The sequence below is a fragment of the Staphylococcus sp. HMSC62D11 genome (genome assembly GCF_001839145.1).
In the GTDB taxonomy this organism is placed as follows: domain Bacteria; phylum Bacillota; class Bacilli; order Staphylococcales; family Staphylococcaceae; genus Staphylococcus; species Staphylococcus lugdunensis.
In genome coordinates this window covers 1-23253 of record NZ_KV840207.1, presented here as the reverse complement: position 1 = coordinate 23253, position 23253 = coordinate 1, and the positions used below count along the sequence as shown (strand labels likewise).

21 protein-coding genes are annotated in these 23253 nt (G+C 32.4%); 20 read left to right on the top strand and 1 reads right to left on the bottom strand.

The features are described 5' to 3' along the window. Nucleotides 1–14 precede the first annotated feature (14 nt). From lacG to HMPREF3267_RS11600, 13 genes are all read left to right on the top strand, one after another. A complete protein-coding gene (lacG, locus tag HMPREF3267_RS11660) occupies nt 15–1427 on the top strand; it encodes a 6-phospho-beta-galactosidase (protein ID WP_104013903.1) in 1413 nt (470 codons plus the stop codon). A 223-nt stretch (nt 1428–1650) separates the two neighbouring features. Then, nucleotides 1651–2508, top strand: coding sequence for an alpha/beta hydrolase (locus HMPREF3267_RS11655; RefSeq protein WP_062077922.1), 858 nt, complete (start codon nt 1651–1653; stop codon nt 2506–2508). Nucleotides 2509–2602: 94 nt separating this feature from the next. After that, the gene (locus HMPREF3267_RS11650; protein ID WP_037545065.1) at nt 2603–3604 is read left to right on the top strand and encodes an NADP-dependent oxidoreductase; all 1002 of its coding nucleotides are present in this window, start codon (nt 2603–2605) and stop codon (nt 3602–3604) included. Nucleotides 3605–3630: 26 nt separating this feature from the next. Beyond that, nucleotides 3631–4638, top strand: coding sequence for a zinc-binding alcohol dehydrogenase family protein (locus HMPREF3267_RS11645; RefSeq protein WP_062077920.1), 1008 nt, complete (start codon nt 3631–3633; stop codon nt 4636–4638). 551 nt (nt 4639–5189) lie between these two features. Then, nucleotides 5190–5726, top strand: a complete 537-nt coding sequence (gene amaP / locus HMPREF3267_RS11640) for an alkaline shock response membrane anchor protein AmaP (RefSeq protein ID WP_002459998.1) — start codon at nt 5190–5192, stop codon at nt 5724–5726. A gap of 12 nt (nt 5727–5738) precedes the next feature. Beyond that, nucleotides 5739–5978 (top strand): DUF2273 domain-containing protein, encoded by a 240-nt coding sequence (locus tag HMPREF3267_RS11635; RefSeq protein ID WP_002459996.1) that lies wholly within the window; start codon nt 5739–5741, stop codon nt 5976–5978. 65 nt (nt 5979–6043) lie between these two features. Further along, nucleotides 6044–6553: an Asp23/Gls24 family envelope stress response protein gene (locus HMPREF3267_RS11630; RefSeq protein ID WP_002478917.1), complete on the top strand. Its 510-nt coding sequence runs from the start codon at nt 6044–6046 to the stop codon at nt 6551–6553. A gap of 225 nt (nt 6554–6778) precedes the next feature. Further along, the gene (locus HMPREF3267_RS11625) at nt 6779–8539 is read left to right on the top strand and encodes an IucA/IucC family protein (protein ID WP_070648195.1); all 1761 of its coding nucleotides are present in this window, start codon (nt 6779–6781) and stop codon (nt 8537–8539) included. 3 nt (nt 8540–8542) lie between these two features. Continuing rightward, on the top strand, nt 8543–9631 hold the full coding sequence (locus HMPREF3267_RS11620) for an alanine racemase (RefSeq protein WP_002478919.1): 1089 nt from the start codon (nt 8543–8545) through the stop codon (nt 9629–9631). Nucleotides 9632–10110: 479 nt separating this feature from the next. After that, on the top strand, nt 10111–11106 hold the full coding sequence (locus tag HMPREF3267_RS11615) for an ABC transporter substrate-binding protein (protein ID WP_012990779.1): 996 nt from the start codon (nt 10111–10113) through the stop codon (nt 11104–11106). Nucleotides 11107–11123: 17 nt separating this feature from the next. Next, on the top strand, nt 11124–12152 hold the full coding sequence (locus tag HMPREF3267_RS11610) for a FecCD family ABC transporter permease (protein WP_062077916.1): 1029 nt from the start codon (nt 11124–11126) through the stop codon (nt 12150–12152). Continuing rightward, nucleotides 12145–13110, top strand: a complete 966-nt coding sequence (locus tag HMPREF3267_RS11605) for a FecCD family ABC transporter permease (RefSeq protein WP_037545058.1) — start codon at nt 12145–12147, stop codon at nt 13108–13110. The genes HMPREF3267_RS11610 and HMPREF3267_RS11605 overlap by 8 nt, the downstream gene beginning before the upstream one ends. Before the next feature lie 264 nt (nt 13111–13374). Then, entirely contained in the window at nt 13375–14745 is a 1371-nt protein-coding gene (locus tag HMPREF3267_RS11600; protein WP_002478923.1) for a YjiH family protein, read from the top strand. 238 nt (nt 14746–14983) lie between these two features. Here the strand turns inward: HMPREF3267_RS11600 and HMPREF3267_RS11595 are convergent, their stop codons facing one another. Further along, entirely contained in the window at nt 14984–15244 is a 261-nt protein-coding gene (locus HMPREF3267_RS11595) for a SunI/YnzG family protein (RefSeq protein WP_002459987.1), read from the bottom strand. Between the two features lie 177 nt (nt 15245–15421). On the opposite strand from HMPREF3267_RS11595, the gene HMPREF3267_RS11590 reads away from it, so the two are divergent. From HMPREF3267_RS11590 to HMPREF3267_RS11560, 7 genes are all read left to right on the top strand, one after another. Continuing rightward, nucleotides 15422–15937, top strand: coding sequence for a metal-dependent hydrolase (locus tag HMPREF3267_RS11590; RefSeq protein WP_002478924.1), 516 nt, complete (start codon nt 15422–15424; stop codon nt 15935–15937). Nucleotides 15938–16195: 258 nt separating this feature from the next. Further along, nucleotides 16196–17386: a UTP--glucose-1-phosphate uridylyltransferase gene (locus tag HMPREF3267_RS11585; protein WP_037540597.1), complete on the top strand. Its 1191-nt coding sequence runs from the start codon at nt 16196–16198 to the stop codon at nt 17384–17386. 15 nt (nt 17387–17401) lie between these two features. Beyond that, nucleotides 17402–18088: a PAQR family membrane homeostasis protein TrhA gene (locus tag HMPREF3267_RS11580; RefSeq protein WP_002459981.1), complete on the top strand. Its 687-nt coding sequence runs from the start codon at nt 17402–17404 to the stop codon at nt 18086–18088. Between the two features lie 158 nt (nt 18089–18246). Next, nucleotides 18247–19578 carry a multidrug efflux MFS transporter SdrM gene (gene sdrM / locus HMPREF3267_RS11575; RefSeq protein ID WP_002478926.1) on the top strand — a complete coding sequence of 444 codons (1332 nt, stop codon included), beginning with the start codon at nt 18247–18249 and terminating at the stop codon, nt 19576–19578. A 105-nt stretch (nt 19579–19683) separates the two neighbouring features. After that, on the top strand, nt 19684–20151 hold the full coding sequence (locus HMPREF3267_RS11570) for a SepA family multidrug efflux transporter (RefSeq protein ID WP_002478927.1): 468 nt from the start codon (nt 19684–19686) through the stop codon (nt 20149–20151). 77 nt (nt 20152–20228) lie between these two features. Then, nucleotides 20229–21665 carry an MDR family MFS transporter gene (locus HMPREF3267_RS11565; protein WP_002478928.1) on the top strand — a complete coding sequence of 479 codons (1437 nt, stop codon included), beginning with the start codon at nt 20229–20231 and terminating at the stop codon, nt 21663–21665. 133 nt (nt 21666–21798) lie between these two features. After that, nucleotides 21799–22863, top strand: a complete 1065-nt coding sequence (locus HMPREF3267_RS11560; RefSeq protein WP_002459975.1) for an Mrp/NBP35 family ATP-binding protein — start codon at nt 21799–21801, stop codon at nt 22861–22863. Nucleotides 22864–23253: the final 390 nt, after the last annotated feature.

Here is a 23253-nt window from a genome sequence, read left to right as displayed (position 1 = left end):
TAGGAGATGAATGTATAATGAAGAAATTACCAGAAGATTTTATTTTCGGTGGCGCAACTGCTGCATATCAAGCTGAAGGTGCAACGCAAGCAGACGGTAAAGGTCGTGTTGCCTGGGATACGTATTTAGAAGAAAATTATTGGTATACGGCAGAACCTGCTAGTGACTTTTATCATCGCTATCCTGTAGATTTAGAATTAAGTGAAAAATTCGGAGTGAATGGGATAAGAATTTCAATAGCATGGTCACGTATCTTTCCAGATGGCTATGGCGAAGTAAACCAAAAGGGTGTAGCATTCTATCATAATTTATTTAAAGAATGTCATAAACGTCATGTTGAACCATTTGTGACATTACACCATTTTGATACTCCAGAAACATTGCATAAAGATGGTGATTTCTTAAATCGTAACACGATTGATTATTTTGTTGACTATGCCAAATTCTGTTTTGAAGAATTTTCAGAAGTTAACTTTTGGACAACGTTCAATGAAATTGGACCTATCGGCGATGGTCAATATTTAGTTGGTAAGTTCCCTCCAGGTATTAAATATGATTTTGCAAAGGTCTTCCAATCACATCACAATATGATGGTAGCTCATGCAAAAGCAGTTAAATTATTCAAAGATAATGGCTATTCTGGAGAGATTGGTGTTGTACATGCATTACCAACAAAATACCCATATGATCCTACTAATCCTGAAGATGTAAAGGCTGCTGAATTAGAAGACATTATTCATAACAAGTTTATTTTAGATGCAACTTATTTAGGTCATTACTCACGTGAAACTAGAGAAGGTGTGCAACACATCCTCTCTGTAAACGGAGGAAAGCTTGATATATCTGATGAAGATTTACGTACATTAGATGCTGCCAAAGATTTAAATGACTTCTTAGGTATCAATTACTATATGAGTGATTGGATGAGAGGTTATGATGGAGAATCTGAAATTACACACAATGCTACAGGTGATAAAGGTGGCTCTAAATATCAACTTAAAGGCGTAGGACAACGTGAGTTTGATGTTGATGTACCAAGAACGGACTGGGATTGGATGATTTATCCTAAAGGTTTATATGATCAAATTATGCGTGTAGTTAAAGAATATCCGAATTACCATAAAATCTATATCACAGAAAATGGCTTAGGTTATAAAGATGAATTTATAGAATCTGAAAAAACTGTGCATGATGATGCGCGTATCGATTATGTTAAACAACACTTAGAAGTAATAGCCGACGCTATCCGTGATGGTGCTAATGTTAAAGGTTATTTCATTTGGTCATTGATGGATGTATTCTCTTGGTCAAATGGTTATGAAAAACGCTATGGTTTATTCTATGTCGATTTCGAAACGCAAGAACGTTATCCTAAAAAAAGTGCTTATTGGTATAAAGAATTAGCTGAATCAAAAGAAATAAAATAACTAATATGATTAAGAACACTCATCCAATTAATTTGTGATGGGTGTTTTTTATTCTGTAAAACATAAAATGCTATTATAGAAAAGGCAATATATTGAAGTAGTAGATATTTTAAAGTCAAAGGTAATTCATCTAGTCATAGACATCAGTATATGAGTTTTTTTCATGGCAATTTTTACTAACTTAGGTATACTGAATACAAAATAATTGGATGTGGTATAATCAATGAAATTTCAAAAAACAGGTTTACTCATAGCAATATTAACGTTGATGTTATTTTTAACTTATGGATGTCAATCATCCTCACAATCAAAACAAAATAGTTCAAGTTATAATCATTCGCATACAGCAACATTATTTTTGCATGGTTATGGTGGCAGTGCAAATTCAGAGAAATATATGGTGCAACAAGCTGTAAATCATGGTGTGACCAATCAAGTCATAACAGCAATTGTAGACAAGAATGGAGATATTACGTTTAAAGGAAAGTTAGCTAAAAATGCAATTAATCCAATTGTGAAAATAGAATTAAAAGATAATAAAAATGGTAATGTTAAGCAAAATGCAAGTCATATCAAAAATGTGTTAACTAAATTAAAAAACGACTTTCATATTAAGCAGTACAATTTTGTCGCGCATTCTATGGGAAACTTATCTTTTGCTTATTTTATGAAATTATATGGTCAAGATACGCAATTACCTCAACTTAATAAAGAAGTAAACATTGCGGGAACATTTAATGGTGTTTTAAATTTTAATGAAAAGGTAAACGAAATTAGTGTTGATAAAAATGGGAAGCCGAGTAAAATGACAGAGAATTATCAACAATTACTTGGTCTCAAAAATAACTATAAAGACAAACAGATTGATGTATTAAATATTTACGGTGATATCCAAGATGGTACGCACTCTGATGGTCGCGTATCTAACAGTTCTTCAAAGTCATTAAAATATTTATTGGCTGACAGTCCCAAATCTTATAAAGAGTCACAATACACTGGTGCTACGGCGCAACATAGTCAACTTCACGAAAATAACAAAGTTGCCAATGAAATAATCCAATTTTTATGGAAGAAATCATAGAATTACTGGATATACCTAACTTTAAAAGCAATGAAATTGAGCTATTGGCGTTTGACTACTATACTTGAAAGAAAGAGAGAAAGGGTGCTTTGTCATGAAAAATGAACAAATTGTATTAAATCAATATCCTGAAGGAATACCTAATGATCAAACATTCAAATATGAAAATATTGATGTTCAAACGCCTAAAAATGGTGAGCTTCAAATTGAATCATTATATATTTCTGTTGACCCGTATATGCGAGGCAGAATGACACCTTCAGATTCCTATGTACAACCTTTTAAATTAAATCAACCAATTATTGGTCATGTTTTGGCAAGAGTTGTCGTGTCCGAGAGTGATGACTTTACAAAAGGTGATATTGTTATTGGGATGTTACCTTGGAAAAGATTTCATACGCTACCAAGTAATCAAGTGAATAAAGTACCATCAACAGATGTGCCATTAGAATTATATTTAAGTACACTGGGTATGACTGGTCAAACAGCTTATCATGGATTACTGGATATTGGTCAACCTAAAGCTGGAGAAACCGTTGTAGTATCTGCTGCATCTGGTGCTGTCGGAGCAGTTGTTGGTCAAATTGCTAAGATTAAAGGTGCTCGAGTGGTTGGTATAGCAGGAGGTACTAAAAAGGTTAATTATTTAACAGAAACACTTGGTTTTGATGCAGGTATTGATTATAAAAAAGACGATTTTGCTGAGGCATTAGCATCAGCGCTTCCAGATGGTGTTGACGTTTATTTTGAAAATGTAGGTGGTGCGATTAGTGATGAAGTATTTAAACATTTAAACCGTTTTGCTCGTATTCCGGTTTGTGGGGCTATATCATCTTATAATCATCCAGAAAGGGATATTGGTCCACGTATTCAAGGAACATTAATAAAAAAACAAGCTATGATGAGAGGCTTTTTAGTTGCAGAATTTTCGGATACATTTAAAGAAGCAAGTGAACAATTAGCACAATGGGTTAAAGAAGGTAAAATTAAAACTGAAGTTTCCATTGCGCATGGTTTCCATGAAATACCTACAGCATTTAAAAACTTATTTACCGGAGATAACTTTGGTAAACAAATCGTAAAAGTTTCTGAGTAACTTAGAAAAACTTTGAGGTGAATGAAATGAAGGCAATTATAGCAAATAGACCCTTTGAATTAAGTGAAGGTAATTTTTTCTATGAAACAGACATTAATATGCCGGTATTAAATGCACACGATGTCTTAGTAAAAGTAGAAGCAATAAGTGTTAATCCAGTAGATGGGAAAACACGTATCAGACCTATTAATGGTCAACAGCGTATTTTAGGATATGATGCCGTAGGTAAAGTTGAAGCTGTAGGACAGTCGGTTTCAATGTTTGATATTGGAGATGTCGTATTCTATGCAGGCACATCATCAAGACCCGGTGCAAATGCTGAATATCATGCTGTAGATGAGCGTCTAATAGCTAAAGCACCAACAAATATTTCTGCCCAAGCGAGTGCAAGCTTGCCATTAACGGCAATTACAGCATCAGAAGTACTTTTTGATGTATTTAACATTGCTACTGATCCTGAGCTTAATCAACATAAGACAATATTAATTATTAACGGTGCAGGTGGTGTCGGTAGTATTGCAACACAAATTGCTAAAGCATATGGTTTAAAAGTTATAACTACGGCATCTCGACCAGAATCTATTCAATGGTCATTAAAGATGGGTGCGGATATCGTATTAAATCATCATGATGATTTAGTACAACAATTGCACAGTGAACATGGTGAATTTGTAGATTTTATTTTTTGTACATACGATACTGATATGTATTACAATACGATGATTGAACTTGTAAAACCGCTTGGAAAGATAGCAACCATTGTGGCATTTAAAGAAAAGCAAGATTTAAATGCATTAAAGCCCAAAAGTCTTACGTTAACACATGAATTTATGTTTGCGAGACCAGTATTTAATACAGATGATATGATTAAGCATCAAGAGTATCTGACAGATGTTGCAAAGAAAATAGAAGCGGGTATCTATCAACCTACAACAACAAAAGTTATTGAGGGCTTATCAGCTGAGCATTTATATGATGCGCATCAAATTATTGAAAGCAATCAAATGATAGGAAAACTTGTGATTAAGCTATAAGAGGCTTTGAATATATATTAATCCATTGAAATGACAAAAGAGGGACGAGGACAGCATGCATTATGAATTTGTAGTCCCGCCTCGGCTAGATTGACTAGGATTGAAAAAAGCTTGGTATCAGCGTATTTTCCATCCTAGTCAACTACAATATTTAGTTCATAGCTTAAAAAATAAATATGTTTTGGGTTGTTTGGAACCATGAAGTGTTAGACGTAAATCCTAATGCTTCATGGTATTTTTTTGAACAAAAAAAGGAATGTTTTTTAATAACCATTATCAAGCATTTAATCTCTAAATATAAATGATTTGTGTGTTCTAAAACGGCAGACAATATAAGCCTAATCAAAATATTTATCATATTGTCATTAATATTTAGTAATAAAAGGTTTTCAAATCAAAAAATTGGGAATAATCATAAGGTGGAAATAAATTACTCTTAATAATAAATTTAGAAAAATGTTTTTATAGAATGTATTAATGTTTTTTAAATTTAATTAAGGGTAAACCATAATAAATAATTCATACAACAATAGCTAAGGAGGTGCTTTGAGGTGAAAAGATTGAAAAATTTCATCCTCGGCCTATTAATAGTGGTTATTGTTGGCTTCCTCTTGTTTATGTATATACAAGATAGTCGTATTTCAGAATATCAAGACTATTTCTTACAATTCAATTGGTTCCAACCACTATTAATTGGATTAGCTGCGTTTTTAATATTGATTGGTTTAATTTTAGTATTTAGCATTTTTAAACCAACCTATAGAAAACCTGGCTTATATAAAGATTTTGATGATGGTCATGTATACATCTCAAGAAAAGCAATTGAACGCACAGCTTATGACACTCTAAAAAATTATGACCAAGTTCGACAACCTAATGTGATTACAAAGCTATATAACAAAAAAGACAAATCTTATATCGATGTTAAAACGGATTTCTTAGTACCGAATGATGTTCAGGCAACTTCTTTAGTTGAAGGTATTCGTTCAGACATTAAGCAAAACATTGAATATTTTGCCGAAATTCCAGTAAGAAAATTAGAAGTAAATGTGAGAGACCAAAAAACATCTGGTCCTCGCGTATTGTAAGGGAGGGATAATATGGCTGACAATAATAATCATAATGGACAAGATTCTAGCCAACACATTATTAATATGATTAAAGCATATAAATGGCGTATCATTGGATTCTTTGCCTTTTTACTCATAGCAATTTTATTCCTAACTTTAGGATTCTGGAAGACAATTTTAATCATTGTCTTATGTTTAATAGGTATTGGCATTGGGTATATTAAAGACCGTACTCAAGATTTTATGAATTTTTTAAATAGATGGAGTTAACAAAATAAACGAAGTGAAAAAATTCATCAATTATTAAATCAAATAAAATTAAAAGGAGAATGACTATGACTGTAGATAATAACAAAGCTAAACAAGCATATGATAATCAAACGGGTGTTAACGAAAAAGAAAGACAAGAGCAACAAAAACAAGCACAACAAAATCAAGAACCACAATTTGAAAATAAATTAACATTTTCCGATGAAGTTGTTGAAAAAATTGCCGGAATTGCAGCTCGTGAAGTTAAAGGTATTCTAGATATGAAAGGTGGTATTGCTGATAGTTTCTCTAATGCGTTCTCAAGTGGAAACAATGTCACTACTGGTGTATCAGTTGAAGTTGGAGAAAAACAAGCAGCTGTAGATTTAAAAGTTATTCTAGAATATGGTGAATCTGCACCTAAAATTTTCCGTAAAGTCACTGATTTAGTTAAAGAACAAGTAAAATATATTACTGGTTTAGACGTTGTTGAAGTGAATATGCAAGTTGATGACGTTATGACTAAAAAAGAATGGCAACAAAAAAATGAAAAAAACAATGATAACAATAATAAAGAGAGACAAGGCTTACAATAAGTTATCATTAAATAAATAATATTACGCGCTTCGATAGATAAAATCGAAGCGCGTTTTTGTGTACAAAAAATTTGGTGTGATTACTTCAATACTTGATATGAAAAAATTTTACAAATAAGCATTTTATTTGTATAATCCATGTTAGTGATAATGATAATTATTATCAATTGAACAATTGATATACATAGATAAAACTATAATGAAGTAAATGGATGGAGGCAGGGCATGATAAAACATCACATTAAGGTGCGTGCTGATAAAAATATCCAATTTCGACTTATGAATACTTTAATCAAAGAACGTCTTTTTGCACAAGGTACTAAGATTACAGAAAGCCCTCAGCAACTAGAAATTCAATATCATTGTCATGTACTTTATATGACTGTCATTAGAAAAAGTTCATTTCAACGGTTTGAGTTCACACAAGATATTATTTATCAATGTGGTAATCATAAGAATTCAATCATGTCAGTTGAACAACTTATTGATATATTAAGAGATTCTTTTAGTATAAAAATATCTACAAAACTTTCTAAAGAACTTATCCATAGCAGAGATTGTTTAATTGAAAGTTATAAACATTTTGAACATCGACACGATGTAATTACTCAAAGTATGACATTTGCTAGATTACCAGAGGCATTAAATTTTTTTACTTGGTTACAGCATTTAGCTGATAATGGTGTCACGCAAGATTTGATGTATTCTGAAAGTTTAGTGACTGAAGGGCTAGCGCTTCAGCCGCTTGAGAAAATGAAATTACCTATGTCCATAGAGGCAGTAAAAAAATATACGGCAGAATTTGAAAAAACAATTCATTTACCGATAATGCTCGTGCATCAAGATAAAATCAAGACAGCTACAATAAATAACGATAGTCAGTTTATTCTAAATCAAGTTATTCCTCAATATCGAAGTAAACTTAAGCGCTATATTGAACCGTTGGGTCTTAAATTGGATCGCTATCGAGTTATGATTGTCCATCCATGGCAATATAAGCATGTCATTGCAAAATTTTTTGAATCATGGGTTAGTGAAAACTGGTTGTTGCCAACGCCTTTAACAATTGAAGCTAAAGCTACTGAATCATTTAAGACATTAGATTTAATACATCAACCTTATCAAGTTGAAGTATCAGTTGATGTTCGAGATATTCATTCAATTCGTAGAGATTGTTTTATAACTATGGAAGATGCACCAAAAATAACTCAAATTTTGCAACATATCTTTAAGGATGATTCTGACTTAGAAGTTACATGTAAGCCTTTTGTATCACATGTAAAGGCAGATATTGAACATTCAAGCCAATTAGCTTGTAGTGTCAATCAGAAGCCAGCTATCTTTGAACCAGGATCTACTATTGCTTCTTCAAGTTTAGTTAATACTAATCCGGTTGATCAACATACAGTTATTGATAGCTATTTAGAATGGCTTGGTAACGGCGTCACACAAGAAAGTGTGATACATTTTATTTCTTCATATAGTGATACTTTATTGACGCCATTAATTAATGCTATCCAAGATTATGGGGTAGCATTAGATGCTAGCATGCAAAATATCATTGTACATTTAGGCAATGATTATCAAATGAAATTTATTTTTAGAGATATAAATGGAATAAGTATTCATATGCCAACACTATGTCAACAATTCTCAGATTTAAGACTGACGCATCATGATATATACAGTGCTTCAATCGAAGAAGTTGTTGCTAACTTACAACGAACGGTTATACAGTATCATCTTGCAGAATTAGTTCATCATTTTACACAATATGAAGGTATTACAGAACATGGTTTATACGGCATTGTTCAGCAAGTGATTTATACGGCAATAGATGACACTAGACCACATGCAGATATTTTAAAAAAGGTGTTTTTTGGAGCGAAAGTTAAAGATCATTCCTCATTTCAACAATACCTATATCCTGAACTTGCACGTGAAAAATGTATAGAATTTGATAATCCATTAGAAAGTGAGGTGTAGCTCATGCCTAAATTGAATATTAATTTAGCTAAAATTAAATATAATGCTCAAGTATTGCAGTCTTTTTTAGCTTCAAAAGATATTAACTTTACACCAGTTGTCACAGCGATTGCAGGTGATCGTGAAATTTTGAAGGTTTTGAAGCAAGTAGGATTAACTGAAATAGCAGATTCAAGATTAGCTAATATTCAGCGATTTGGTGATCCAGATGTAAATTTTATCCTGTTGAAATCCCATGCAGAAGACTGTGATAAAGAGATTATTCAGCATGTTAAGATAAGTGTTCAAACAGAACTAACGTCAATATATCGTTTAAATGAGGTTGCACAGACCTTAGGGACTACGCATCAAATTGTGTTGATGGTGGACTGGAAAGATGGACGTGAAGGTGTTTTAACCTATGATGTGTTGCAATATTTACATGAAATTATGTCTTTAAAACATATCAAAGTTATTGGCTTGGCATTTAATTTTATGAGTTTTAAATCTGAGGCACCTAGTGATGATGATATTTTTACGATGAATCAATTTATTTGTGCGGTAGAGAAAGAACTTGGATATCGTTTAAAACTTATCTCTGGGGGCAATTCCAGTATGTTGCCACAATTAATGTATAATGACTTAGGAAAAATTAATGACCTACGCATTGGTGATACATTATTTAGGGGTGAAAATACTACGTCAGGTCAGCCTATGCCTAATTTATATCAACATGCGATTACGTTAGAAGCGCAAATTATCGAAATTAAGCCAAGAGTAAATATGGAGACAAAGCAGTCATATTTACAAGCTATCGTCAATATTGGTTATATAGATACAGTGACTAACAACATTCAACCGATGGATAAAGAATTGAAAATTATAGGTGCATCAAGCGACTATTTAATGATTGACTTAAATAATCAAGATGGCTATCAATTAGGCGATACCATAACCTTTACTTTAGGTCATGAAGCACTAACCCAGTCAATGTATATGCGCCATTTAGAAAAGAATTATGTAAATGATGACCTTATAAATGCGTTAATTGCAAATTTTGATAAAAATACGATGCGACAATGTCATCAACACCATCAACATCTAAAAAATTAAGAAGCAGACCAATAAAGGATATGATTGGTATAAATTGTGATAATTAGTTTGATTGTCATATGTTTAAGAACATAAACAGTAACAGAAACTGTTATATTAAGACTTATATCTGTAAATAATGTAACGGATTAATGTTGAAGTTTCCATTGTTAGTTGTTGACTGGATTGAAAATAAGCTTATACCAAATTTTTTCAATCCTAGTCAACCTTGTCGGGGCGGGACTACGAATTCATTATGAATTCTGTCCCGCTCAGTATTTTTCTAGGAATTCTGTCCCAGACTGTTTTACCAGAATCTATGCTTGACTTATCCTTGTTTCAGTCTTTAATCAATAGGAAATATTTTAGATAAAATAAATAACATTTGTATTTACACAACATATTTTCTCTATATAAATTTTAATAAAATTAGGTTGACATTGATAATCGTTATCAATACACTATATAATGTAAATACTATAATTAAGGAGTGACATGGAATGAAGGCTTGGAAATACATAAGTATCATTGGGCTACTGTTTTTATTAGTAACTGCTGCTGCTTGTGGCAATGTCAGTGATAATGGATCAAGTAGTTCTAATAAAAAATCGTCTTCAAAAGATACGATTGAAGTTAAAACAGAACAAGGGAATGTCAAGGTTCCTAAAGATGCAAAACGTGTAGTAGTCCTAGAATACTCATTCATTGACGCACTTGCTGCTTTAGATGTTAAACCGGTGGGTGTGGCAGATGATAACAAACCAAATCGCATAATCAAACCATTACGTGATAAAATCAAAGGCTATACATCAGTAGGGACACGTAAACAGCCTAATTTAGAAGAAATTAGTAAAACAAAACCCGATGTAATTATTGCTGATAGTCAGCGTCATAAAGGTATTTATAAAGAATTAAATAAAATTGCACCAACAGTGATGTTGAAAAGCTTTGATGGGGACTATAAAGAAAACATAAACGCTTATAAAACGATTGCCAAAGCATTGAATAAAGAAAAACAAGGTCAAAAACGCTTAGACAAACATAATAAATTAATGGCAGAATATAAAAAGCAAATCAAATTTGACAAAAATGAAAAAGTATTACCTGCTGTTGCATCTAAATCAGGTTTACTAGCACACCCTAGTAGCTCATATGTTGGACAACTTTTAGGTGAGTTAGGTTTCAAAGAAGCACTAAATGATGATGTAACGAAAGGTTTAAGTAAATATTTACAAGGACCATATTTGAAATTAAATTCAGAAACACTTGCAGATGTTAATCCACAAAGAATGTTTATCATGACAGATAAAGCAAGTCCAGAAGAACCATCATATAAAGAATTCCAAAAAGATCCAGTCTGGAAAAAATTAGATGCAGTTAAACATAATCGTGTTGATGTTGTAGATAGAGACTTATGGGCACGTGCACGTGGTTTAATTTCTTCAGAACAAATGGCGAAAGAAATTGTAGATTTATCAACGAAAGAGCAAAAGTAAGGTGGTAAGGAAAGACTATGACAAAACTATCTAGTCAATCCGCTATCGAAAAACAAAACAAGAAACGCACTATGCTCACCTATGTGGTGAGCTTGTGCTTTCTTTTTATTTGTATCTACTTTAATTTAGCGGTTGGATCATCCAAAATACATTTTCACGATGTGATAGATTATTTTTTTACGACACATGAATCAAGAGCTACATTTTTAATTCATAATGTAAGAATGCCTCGAATGATTGGGGGCTTAATTATAGGTGGTGCATTGGCACTCGCAGGTTTGCTAATGCAGGCAATGACTAGAAATCCGCTAGCTTCACCTCAAATTTTCGGCGTGAACGCAGGCGCTTCATTTGTTGTTGTATTAGTAACAGTATTAGTGCCTTCATTAGGAAATTTTGCGACACCATTAGCATTTTTAGGCGCATTTTTAGGTGGTTTAACGGTATATGTTTTATCCGGATCGACACGTCAAATCACACCCGTTAAACTAGCGCTTGCTGGAATGGCAATTCATCTCTTTTTTAGCAGCTTAACGCAAGGTATCATTTTATTAAATGAAGATTCAAACGATACAGTAATGTTTTGGCTTGTAGGTTCATTAAATGGTTTAAAATGGACGCAATTATTGGCAGTTGTTCCATGGATTATTGTTGCGGTGGTTGTTACATTGATGATTAGTAGACAGCTTAGTATTATGGATCTAGGAGATGACATCGCCAAAGGATTGGGTCAAAAAACACAGTTAGTTCGCATTATAGCTGGTTTATTAATCGTTGTACTTGCAGGTACGTCTGTGTCTATTGTTGGGCCAATCGGATTTATCGGATTAATTGTACCTCATATTGTTAAACACTATGTAGGACAAAATTATTCAGTATTAATTCCTTTAACGTTTATCATTGGTGCCGATTTATTACTGCTTTCCGATGTACTAAGTAGACTTATTACATTTCCATTTGAGTCTCCAGTAGGTATTGTGACGTCGTTTGTCGGCGCTATATACTTCCTATTATTTACGTTAAAAGGGGTGAAAAGAATTGACTAAAAAAGTACTAATTCGACGTTATACTATTGTGCTGATTGTGCTATTGATTGCATTTGTCAGTAGCTTATGTGTCGGTTCTACTATGTTTTCACCCATTTATGCGTTAAAACATATGTTCACTTTTGATGACTTTATTTTAAATGAATATCGTATTCCAAGAACATTATTAGGTTTACTCGTTGGCTGCAGTCTAGCGATTTCAGGTGCGATAATTCAAGGTGTAGTTAGAAATCCGTTAGCATCTCCAGATGTTATCGGTATCTCTAAAGGTGCAAGTTTAGCTGCGGTTATACTTATAATGGTTTTTCCATCAGCACCCTTGTTTTTATTACCAGTGGGTTCATTTATCGGTGCGCTATGTATTAGTTTGATTTTGTCTATTCTCATATCTAGATTTAATGTAAAAGGGTCTAGTTTAGCACTTATTGGATTAGCAATTGGTGCGATTTGTACAGCAATTGTACAGTTTCTACTAATACGAAATCCTATGGATGCAAATAATGCTTTATTATGGCTAACTGGTAGCTTATATGGGCATACGATTGAAAATGTATTGGCGATTTTTCCATGGTTTATCATTGCAATTCCACTGATTTTAATTTTAAGTTATCAACTTGATATTTTAAATTTGGGAGATCAGTTGGCAATCGCATTAGGTGCCAAAGTAAAAGGTTTAAAAATGACATTACTGATATTATCTGTAGTTCTTGCAGGTGCATCGATTTCAGTAGTGGGTGGTATTAGTTTTCTAGGATTAATTGCACCGCATATTGCGCGTTCAATTGTCGGACAACGCTATTTGCATATTGTTTTGATGTCTGGTCTTATAGGTGCAGCACTTATTTTATTCAGTGATGCTTTAGCCAGAGGCATACATCCACCTTTAGATATCCCAGTAGGTGTCATAATAGCAATTATTGGCGTGCCATATTTCCTATTTTTATTGAAAAAATTATAATCACTTAAGAGATTGAAATAGTATTTAGCAATTTGTAATATCTAATGTTTAACATTTATGGATGTAACAATTTGTGACATATTATTTCAATCTTTTTTTAGGTATTGAAGATTTAGGTAAAATAAGATATAGTTTATTAATACGAAAAATTTCATAAAAATGCATTTACAAAAATTATTAATTGCTTTATGGGGATTGTTTAGACTCTAAATGCAAAATGAATGTATATAGTAGACACAATATATAAATAGAAAAGGTGTTTAAATGGAAGGTTATTCGAAGAAAGAAATTATTAGAGGTCGCGCAAAGTTTATTGTGATGTCCATCATAGGTATCATTTTATTTTTAATTCCAGTACCAGTTGTACAAGATGGTCAAAAAACCACAACGTTACCGGTTGCTTATTTAGCAGGCGCACTTAAATCTCTTTTAGGAGAGGCCATGCCGCTAATCATCTTGTTTATTGTTACGCTTTCTGGGATATTATCTATTTTATGTTCTACATTCTATAAGAATAAATTGAATCCAGAAGGGTTAATGTACAGTGCTTTTAATGTTAAATGGGGCTGGCTTATATTAAGAGTATTAGCAGTATGTTTTGTCTGGATGACTTATTTTAAATTTGGCTCTCATGTGATTTATTCAAATGAAACAGGTGGATTAATATTTTCCGATTTATTACCTACATTGGTTGCAGTTTTTTTCTTTGCAGCATTATTTTTACCATTTTTAATGGACTATGGCTTGTTAGAATTTTTAGGGCCTGTGTTTAGACCGGTCATGAGACCATTGTTTACTTTACCTGGTCGTTCAACAGTAGATAACTTGGCCTCATTTATTGGAGATGGTACTGTGGGAGTGCTCATTACCAGTAAACAATATGAAAAAGGTATTTACTCAAAAAGAGAGGCAACTGTAATTTCAACAACGTTTAGTGTTGTTTCTATTACATTTGCAATTGTTATAGCTGGAACGGTTGGCATGGAATCTAGGTTCTTATTATTTTATTCATCTGTCATACTTTCATGTTTAATTGCAGCTGTTATTATGCCAAGAATTTGGCCGTTAAACACAATTCCAGATGAATATGCTAAAGATACGAACGGTTCAATTCATGATGAAGATTTGCCAGAGGGTAAAAGTGCTTTAGGCTATGGCTTAGAAGAAGCGACGAAAGTAGGTTTAAACGCGCCTGGTTTTATTAATTTTTTCAAATCTGGCTTTAAAACGGTTATTGATATGTGGTTTGTTGTACTTCCGGTGGTTATGGCAATCGGAACAATAGCGACTATAATTGCTAATTACACACCGGTATTTGAATTTATTGGAAAACCATTTATTCCATTATTAAATATTTTACAAATTCCGGAAGCTGCTGCAGCATCACAAACCTTGATAATTGGTTTCGCGGATATGTTTTTACCTTCAATATTAATTCAAGGTGCTCATAGTGAAATAACTCGATTTGTCGTAGGTGCTTTAAGTATTTCTCAACTTATCTATTTATCTGAGGTTGGCGGTGTTATTTTAGGTTCTAAAATACCAGTAAGTGTAGGGAAGTTATTTATGATTTTCTTAATAAGAACATTGATTACGTTACCAATTATTTCTTTAATGGCACATTTATTTTTGTAATAAAATGAGTTATAAAAATTGTAAAAGCATACGTAAAAAAGCTGATAAGGCTTTAACTACGTATGCTTTTTTTATGAATGGATGTTATTTATTAAATTAACGTAAAATGAGGGGAGCGGAACAGAATTCATTATGAATTCGTAGCCCCGCCCCGCTAACTGCTGCCATATAGTTCATAGTCTAAAACATAATGATGTCTCAGACTGCTCTAAATGCTTCTATGCTAATTTATAAAATGTTATTTTGTAAGTTCGTTATAAACTTTTTGATCGTTATGTGTATAAATAATATATTCGTGATCGTTAGTATCTATAATAACGCGATTTGTTTTACCGAATGTAGATCCAATGCGAGAAATATTTTTCTCATCTAATTCAGGAACAGCATGTATATCTTGGTCTTGTGAAATGTTTTTAATATCTTGTGTTGGAATTTTAATATCTGCAACACGCCATTGAATTCTAACTTCATTATTATCTTTTTTTACTGTCATTGCCATTATAGAACACTTCCTTTTAACAATTTGTAATTTAATAATAATGCAAATTGCAATCGTTTTCAAGTATTTATGTGATACTTTTTTAAATTTGTGACATACTAATTATTTGAGCGAAAGTATGTTCGCTTTTAGGGTCAAATTATGCTATTATATTTGAAAGAAAAGGGAGTGTGAACTATGACGGGAAAGACACATGCATCGTGTGGTCTTTTAGTAGGAGCATGGACAACACAGTATTATCAAACAGATATATTTACTACTGTTACTGTCATGTGTTTAGCTACAATGGCAAGTTTATTGCCAGATATATGCCATATGAGAAGTAAAATTGGAAGAAGATTAAAATTAATAAGTTTTATAATAAGATTACTTTTTGGTCATCGCACTTTCACACACTCGCTTATATTCGTTTTTTTAATTGCATCTGCGCTTGTCTTAATTCATAGTCCATTGTATTATTTAGTTTCAATTATCGGGGGATTGCTATCTCATGTTATACTAGATATGTTAACACCTAGAGGAGTTCAATTATTTTATCCACTTCCTCAGAATATTCACTTTCCAATTACCGTGAAAACAGGGGGATGGATGGATTTATCACTGGCTACTGCGTTAACAGTCGGTGCAGCATATACTTTATTTCAACCCGCATTTGAGGATTTTTTCTTTTATATAGGAAAATACTTTGCATGAGCTAGGGACATCATTATGTTTTAAGTTATGAACTAAATCTTGGTAGTAGTTGACTAAGATTGAAAATACGCTAATACTAAGCTTTTTTCAATGCAAGTCAATCTTGCCAGGGCAGCACAACAAATTCATAATGGATTCTGTTCCGCTTCCAAAGCGTTTTATATTATGATGTGATTTGAAATGAATATAAATTATTATTGACAATGTTGTAATCAATAGCAGCATTTGATATGTAATTTACATAAGGAGCGTATTAGCATTTTGGATAAAAATAAACTTGAAAAATATAATCAAGCACATTTATGTGAATATGAAAAATTAATGAGTAATAATGAAAAAGAGCAATTAGAGGAGAAGGTTGATTCATTAGATTTGGCTGAAATACAAGCATTATATCAAGATCTATATGTTAATCGACGACAAATAGATGATATTAATGATATTTCAGAGATTAATTATGTAAATCAAGCAGCTATGAATGATAAAGATAAACATGCATATGAGCAAAAAGGTATAGAAGCAATAAGAAATGGTGAGTTTGCGGTATTATTAATGGCTGGGGGACAAGGCACAAGGTTAGGTTATCAAGGTCCTAAAGGTTCTTTTGAAATTAAAGGAATAAGTCTATTTGAATTGCAAGCACGTCAATTATTGAAATTACAACATCAAACTGGACATTTAATTCACTGGTATATCATGACAAGTGATATTAATCATGAGGCTACAGTTACATATTTTGAAGATCATCAATTCTTTGGTTTTAATGCTGAAAATGTCCATTTCTTCAAACAAGACAACATGGTAGCGTTGAGTGAGCAAGGTCAGCTGGTTCTTAATAAACAAGGCTATATCATGGAAACACCAAATGGTAATGGTGGGGTGTTTAAATCACTGAAAAAAGCCGGGTATTTAGATCAGATGATGGATAATGGCGTTAAATATATTTTCTTAAATAATATAGATAATGTATTAGTGAAAGTACTTGATCCGCTATTTGCTGGTTTCACTGTTGTGCACGATTTAGACATAACAACTAAATCTATTCAGCCTAAGCAAGGCGAAAGTGTTGGACGTTTAGTTAATAAAGATTGTAAAGATACCGTGCTAGAATATTCAGAGTTAGATGAGCAATTGGCAAATAAGCTTAATAATGCCAATATTGGTATACATGCATTTAAACTTGCTTTTATTAATCAAGCTGTTAACTATGATTTACCTTATCATTTAGCTATTAAAAATTTAAAACAGTTAGATGAAGATTTTGGTATAGTTGAAAAGCCAACGCTTAAATTCGAATTATTTTATTTTGATATATTCCGTTATGCAACAAGCTTTATCACGTTACAAGTTGAACGCGATGAAGAGTTTTCACCGTTGAAGAATAAAGAAGGTAAAGATAGTGTAGCTACAGCGACAGCTGATTTAGAACGAATGAATATTATTTCATAGGACGGTGATATAGAGATGCCTCACATATCAATTAAGAAGTCAAAGGATTCAGTAGTAGAAAGTTTTAAAGACATCATCCCACTAACATTTGGAGAAGAAATAGGTAATGCTGTTTCGCACGGAGTTGCAGCATTTCTGACGTTGCTTATCTTACCTTATGCAGCAGTGCATAGTTATAATGATGGTGGTGCACTACAGTCTTTAAGTGTTTCAATTTTTGTTATTAGCATTTTCTTAATGTTTATATCATCAACCATTTATCACACAATGAAAAATAATAGTATTCATAAATATGTGTTGAGGATTATCGACCACAGTATGATTTATGTTGCAATATCAGGGACGTATACGCCAGTTCTTTTACATGTTGTAGGAGGATGGATTGGTTGGGCCGTATTTACTTTATTATGGGGAACAACCATCTGGGGTATTCTATACAAATCAATTGCGACCCGTGTTAATCCTAAATTAAGCTTAATCGTATATCTTGTAATGGGATGGGTAGGCGTCATTTTTCTTCCTATCATTTTAATGAGAACATCGCTTTGGTTTATTTTATTTATATTTCTAGGTGGAGTTGCGTATTCTATTGGCGCCTGGTTTTATGCTCAAAAGAATAGAAATTATTTTCATATGATATGGCATCTATTTATTGTACTTGCGTCACTTTTCCATTTAATTGCTATCCTCTATTTTATGTAATAAATAATATAAATTAACAGATTGGTGGTCTTAGCATATAGGCCATCAGTCTTATTTTTTATATTTTTAAGAAGATAATTAAGCAGTGATATATACTTTAATTACAAACATTGATAATATATATAGGCAATATTTTGAAAGAAAGGGAGGTATCTAATATGAGATTAAAATCAATTGGTGTGGTTGTTGCCCTGATTTTAACAATGTTTATGGCTGCAATTGAAACTTCGATTATTTCTTTAGCCATGCCTACTATAAGAGAAGACCTCCATGCTGGAAACAATATATCATTAGTTTTTACAATATATTTTGTTGCTCTTGTAATAGCCAATCCTATTGTTGGAGAATTGCTGACTAGATACAAAATTATATACATAGCTGCAACAGGATTATTTTTATTTGGTCTTGGAAGTTTAATGTCTGGCCTTAGTCCAACATTTGCATTTTTAATTACGTCAAGAGCTATTCAAGGACTTGGTGCAGGGGTAATGATGTCGTTAACTCAAATTGTGCCAAAATTAGCATTTGAAATTCCTCTAAGATATAAAATTATGGGTATAGTTGGTAGTGTTTGGGGTGTCTCTAGTATTATTGGCCCTGTACTTGGGGGAGGCATTTTAGAATTTGCAACATGGCATTGGCTATTTTTTATTAATATACCTATTGCTATCATTGCTATTATACTTGTCTTTATAACTTACCACTTTCCTAATGAACAGGAAGTTAAAGCGTCTAACTTTGATGTTAAAGGCATTACATTATTTTATATATTTATTTTGTTATTAATGATAGGACTACTTTATCAACATATGATAGTAATAAATATTATAAGTATTCTATTAGCTGTCATTGTATTGTTCGGTTTGTTTAAATTTGAAGCGCAAATAAAGCAACCTTTTTTACCTATTGTTGAATTTAATCGATCAATAACGTTAGTATTTATTACAGACTTTGTTATTGCACTTTCGCTCATGGGCTATAATTTATATATTCCAATCTATTTGCAAGATCATTTGGGATTATCTCCATTGCAAAGTGGTTTCATCATATTTCCTTTATCTGTAGCTTGGATTATTTTGAATTTTAATTTGGCTAAAATTGAAAATTTATGTAGTAGAAAAATGCTGTATATTGGAGCGTTTACAGTGCTACTTGTTGCGAGTATAATTATCTATTTAAATTTAGATTTACCATTGCTCATTGCGACTGCGGTGATTTTTGCTGGTTTAAGCTTTGGATTTGTTTATACAAAGGATAGTGTAATCGTGCAAGAAGAAACAAGTCCTATATATATGAAAAAAATGATGTCATTTTATGCTCTGACTAAAAACTTGGGCTCCTCAGTAGGTTCTTCTTTGATGGGGTACTTATATGCAACGACACATGGATTGTTTGGAGCAAATTTACAGAACATTTTAGGAAGTATTGTTATATTAATGATTATTTTAATGATTTCATGGTCATGGACGTATAAAGAACAGCATGATTAATTTTCATCTGACCGTTTATCTATTATGATAGGCGGTCTTTCCATATCAATAGCTACTAAATAGTGTTAAAATACTATTGTATAATTTTAGGAGGAGGCAGAAAGAATGAAACGATTTAATAACAACATATTAGTAACATTATTAGTTTTTGCTGTCTTTGTTGTCTCCGGAGCAGTATTTTTAACTTTCTTAGGGTTTGGGCTGTTTGGTTTAAGTCGTTTGCTCATATACTTTCATCTAGGAAGTTTTGATTATGATAAAAGTTTCATAGACAATTTAATATATTATGGTAGCTACATTGTTTTTGGTTATTTTATCTTTTTTGCTATAGAACATTTAATGGACTATTTTAGAAAAAAATTACCAGAAAATGATTATTTTAATGGTGGTACCTTTCATCTCATATCATATGTAGTAACAACCATTCTTTTTTACTTTGTCATTCATATTAACTACGCATATATTAAAATAGATTTTTGGGTAATTATGCTCATTATTGGCTTTTTATATATGTGTAAAATTGTCTTTTATCCTGATAGTGAAAATTTAAATAGAAATCAACGTAACTCATAATGTGAGCAAAACCCTTGTTTAATAAGACAGAAATTGGAAAAATAATTAAATAGTTTACTTTGATGAAAGGAAGTAATATGGTGGCTGAATCGATATCTAAACATAAACGAAATATCATTGTAGCAGTAATGTTACTTAGTGCATTCATCGCGATTCTTAACCAAACACTGTTAAATACTGCACTTCCTCACATTATGCGAGAGTTAAATATCAGTGAAAATATAGCACAATGGCTTGTAACGGGGTTTATGCTAGTTAATGGGACAATGATTCCACTGACTGCATACTTGATGGATAGAGTTAAAAGTAAGACTTTATTCATTGCCTCTATGGGAACATTTTTATTAGGTTCTATTATTGCAGCAATTGCACCTAATTTTGCAGTGCTTATGATCGCCCGAGTAGTTCAAGCTATGGGAGCCGGCGTTATCATGCCTTTGATGCAATTCACCTTATTTTCTTTATTTTCAAAAGAAAAAAGAGGTTTTGCCATGGGTTTAGCTGGCTTAGTCATTCAAATGGCACCTGCGATAGGGCCTGCATTTTCGGGATTAATCATCGATAATACGAGTTGGCGTGTGCCATTCATAATAGTTGTGGCTATTTCAGCTGTTATTTTTATTTTCGGATGTAGCGCTTTAACGAGTTATAATGACATTAAATATACGATGTTGGATAAGCGTTCTGTGATATATTCAACACTTGGTTTTGGATTGATATTATATGCATTTAGTAGTGCGGGCAACTTAGGATTTACTAATTTATTAGTCGTAGTTTCATTTGTAATTGGTCTCACGATTGTAGGTATCTTTATTTATAGACAGCTACACATCGATAATCCTATTTTAAACTTGCGCGTATTTAAAAGTAGAGTTTTTACATTTAGTACGATTACTTCTATGATTTTAATGATGACGAATGTCGGTCCTGCATTACTTATTCCATTATATGTGCAAAATAGTTTAGGATTGTCTGCGTTTTTATCAGGTATGGTCATTATGCCTGGCGCAATATTAAATGGTATATTATCTATATTTACTGGAAAGTTTTATGATAAATATGGTCTTAAACCACTCGTTTATACTGGATTTATTCTACTCATACTAGCTACGTTACCATTATGTTTCTTGCAGTATGATTCATCTTATATGTTTCTAGTTATAATCTATGCGTTAAGATTAGTAGCAATCTCTTTACTAATGATGCCAATTAATACCACAGGGATTAACGTGCTCGACAATAAAGATATTTCGCACGGAACAGCTATTATGAATTTTGCACGCGTCATGGCTGGATCCCTGGGGACTGGACTAATGGTAACATTGATGAGTATTGGTGCTAAATGGATACAATCTTCTATTTCTCAAGAAACGAGTAAGGTAGTAGCTCAAAGACAAGCTGTGGCGGCAGGAGTAGATTTAGCATTTATGGTCGTAACTGCTTTCATTATCATTGCATTTATATGCTCATTTTTTATTCAAGAAAAGAAGACTACCAATAGCCGTAAATTATAAAATTTAGCAGTTTGCTCAGTGTAAAGGCTTGAGCTAACTGCTTTTTTTATAATTATAAAACGTTTATACTGAATTCGAATGTTAAAATAATACATAATGAATAGTATTAAAACAACTAAAAGGGGGATTAAAGTTGTTATCAGAAGAAAAAGTAAGCGCGCTCGTTGGTGCAATTAAAGATCCAATACTTAATGTGCCCTTGAGTGAAATCAACGGCATTAAAGAAATAAAAATAAAAGAAGAAATCGAACATGTCAGCGTGAAGGTTGCTATGGCTCAACTTGGTGGAAAAACACAATTAGATCTTCAGATGAAAATTGTCAACACATTGAAAGAAAATGGGGCAAATACAGTAGGAATAAGATTTGAACAATTACCGGACGAAATTGTAGAACAATATCGTGGAACTACTAAAGAGCAGCCTAATACAATTGAAGGCTTATTGTCAAAAGATAATCCAGTAGAATTTATTGCTATTGCTTCTGGTAAAGGTGGCGTAGGAAAATCAACCGTAGCTGTAAATCTCGCAGTTGCTTTAGCAAGAGAAGGGAAAAAAGTAGGTCTTGTTGATGCTGATATATATGGTTTTAGTGTCCCCGATATGATGGGAATTGATGAGAAACCGGGCATTGAAGGAAAGACAGTAATTCCAGTCGAAAGATATGGTGTGAAAGTTATCTCAATGGCATTTTTCGTTGAAGAAAATGCACCCGTTATTTGGCGCGGTCCGATGCTTGGAAAGATGCTAACGAATTTCTTTACTGAAGTAAAATGGGGAGAATTAGATTACTTGATTCTAGATTTACCTCCTGGCACCGGAGATGTTGCACTAGATGTCCATACGATGTTACCTTCAAGTAAGGAAATTATAGTAACGACACCACATCCAACTGCTGCATTTGTCGCTGCACGAGCTGGGGCAATGGCAAAGCATACGGAACATTCAATAATCGGTGTTATTGAAAATATGAGTTACTTTGAAAGTAAAGAAACAGGAAATAAAGAGTATGTCTTTGGTAAAGGCGGCGGCATGAAGTTAGCTGATGAACTTAATACACAATTATTAGGCGAATTGCCACTTGAACAGCCATCATGGAATCCTAAAGATTTTTCACCATCCATATATCAACCAGATGATAGACTAGGAAAAATTTATACGTCTATCGCACAAAAGGTGATTGCAAGTACTATAAAATAACGGTGATTATGTATCAATTAAGGTGCACTTTAATTTATTTTTATAAGTGCACCTTTTTCTATTGCATTATTTATAAAAGATGATAGAATATTCATTTGTGAGCTATAATACATCTAACTTTATGCACACATAATTATTTTAATTTATATCGATTTAATGATTGACTTATACAAACAGTCTTGATAAGATATAAAAGTCGTCGAAAAACAATTGTAAAGCAATTTTAAAGAAGATTGAAATGGTGTAAAACTTACCATTGAAAACCTTATAAAATTGAAATATAATAATTTAAGTAAACGACATAAAGCAATTGACTTTTGAAGTTATTGTAAGTATAATAAAAGAGATTGCTTTTAAAATGAACATTGAAAACTGAATGACAATATGTCA

What these genes read in the sequence shown, in the direction of transcription:
- HMPREF3267_RS11655 (WP_062077922.1), top strand. Translation starts at nt 1,651, where the DNA reads ATGAAATTTCAAAAAACAGGTTTACTCATAGCAATATTAACGTTGATG.
- HMPREF3267_RS11580 (WP_002459981.1), top strand. Translation starts at nt 17,402, where the DNA reads ATGCCTCACATATCAATTAAGAAGTCAAAGGATTCAGTAGTAGAAAGT.
- HMPREF3267_RS11595 (WP_002459987.1), bottom strand. Translation starts at nt 15,244, where the DNA reads ATGGCAATGACAGTAAAAAAAGATAATAATGAAGTTAGAATTCAATGG.
- HMPREF3267_RS11630 (WP_002478917.1), top strand. Translation starts at nt 6,044, where the DNA reads ATGACTGTAGATAATAACAAAGCTAAACAAGCATATGATAATCAAACG.
- HMPREF3267_RS11650 (WP_037545065.1), top strand. Translation starts at nt 2,603, where the DNA reads ATGAAAAATGAACAAATTGTATTAAATCAATATCCTGAAGGAATACCT.
- HMPREF3267_RS11570 (WP_002478927.1), top strand. Translation starts at nt 19,684, where the DNA reads ATGAAACGATTTAATAACAACATATTAGTAACATTATTAGTTTTTGCT.
- HMPREF3267_RS11645 (WP_062077920.1), top strand. Translation starts at nt 3,631, where the DNA reads ATGAAGGCAATTATAGCAAATAGACCCTTTGAATTAAGTGAAGGTAAT.
- HMPREF3267_RS11635 (WP_002459996.1), top strand. Translation starts at nt 5,739, where the DNA reads ATGGCTGACAATAATAATCATAATGGACAAGATTCTAGCCAACACATT.
- HMPREF3267_RS11565 (WP_002478928.1), top strand. Translation starts at nt 20,229, where the DNA reads ATGGTGGCTGAATCGATATCTAAACATAAACGAAATATCATTGTAGCA.
- HMPREF3267_RS11625 (WP_070648195.1), top strand. Translation starts at nt 6,779, where the DNA reads ATGATAAAACATCACATTAAGGTGCGTGCTGATAAAAATATCCAATTT.
- HMPREF3267_RS11610 (WP_062077916.1), top strand. Translation starts at nt 11,124, where the DNA reads ATGACAAAACTATCTAGTCAATCCGCTATCGAAAAACAAAACAAGAAA.
- sdrM (WP_002478926.1), top strand. Translation starts at nt 18,247, where the DNA reads ATGAGATTAAAATCAATTGGTGTGGTTGTTGCCCTGATTTTAACAATG.
- HMPREF3267_RS11620 (WP_002478919.1), top strand. Translation starts at nt 8,543, where the DNA reads ATGCCTAAATTGAATATTAATTTAGCTAAAATTAAATATAATGCTCAA.
- HMPREF3267_RS11615 (WP_012990779.1), top strand. Translation starts at nt 10,111, where the DNA reads ATGAAGGCTTGGAAATACATAAGTATCATTGGGCTACTGTTTTTATTA.
- HMPREF3267_RS11600 (WP_002478923.1), top strand. Translation starts at nt 13,375, where the DNA reads ATGGAAGGTTATTCGAAGAAAGAAATTATTAGAGGTCGCGCAAAGTTT.
- HMPREF3267_RS11590 (WP_002478924.1), top strand. Translation starts at nt 15,422, where the DNA reads ATGACGGGAAAGACACATGCATCGTGTGGTCTTTTAGTAGGAGCATGG.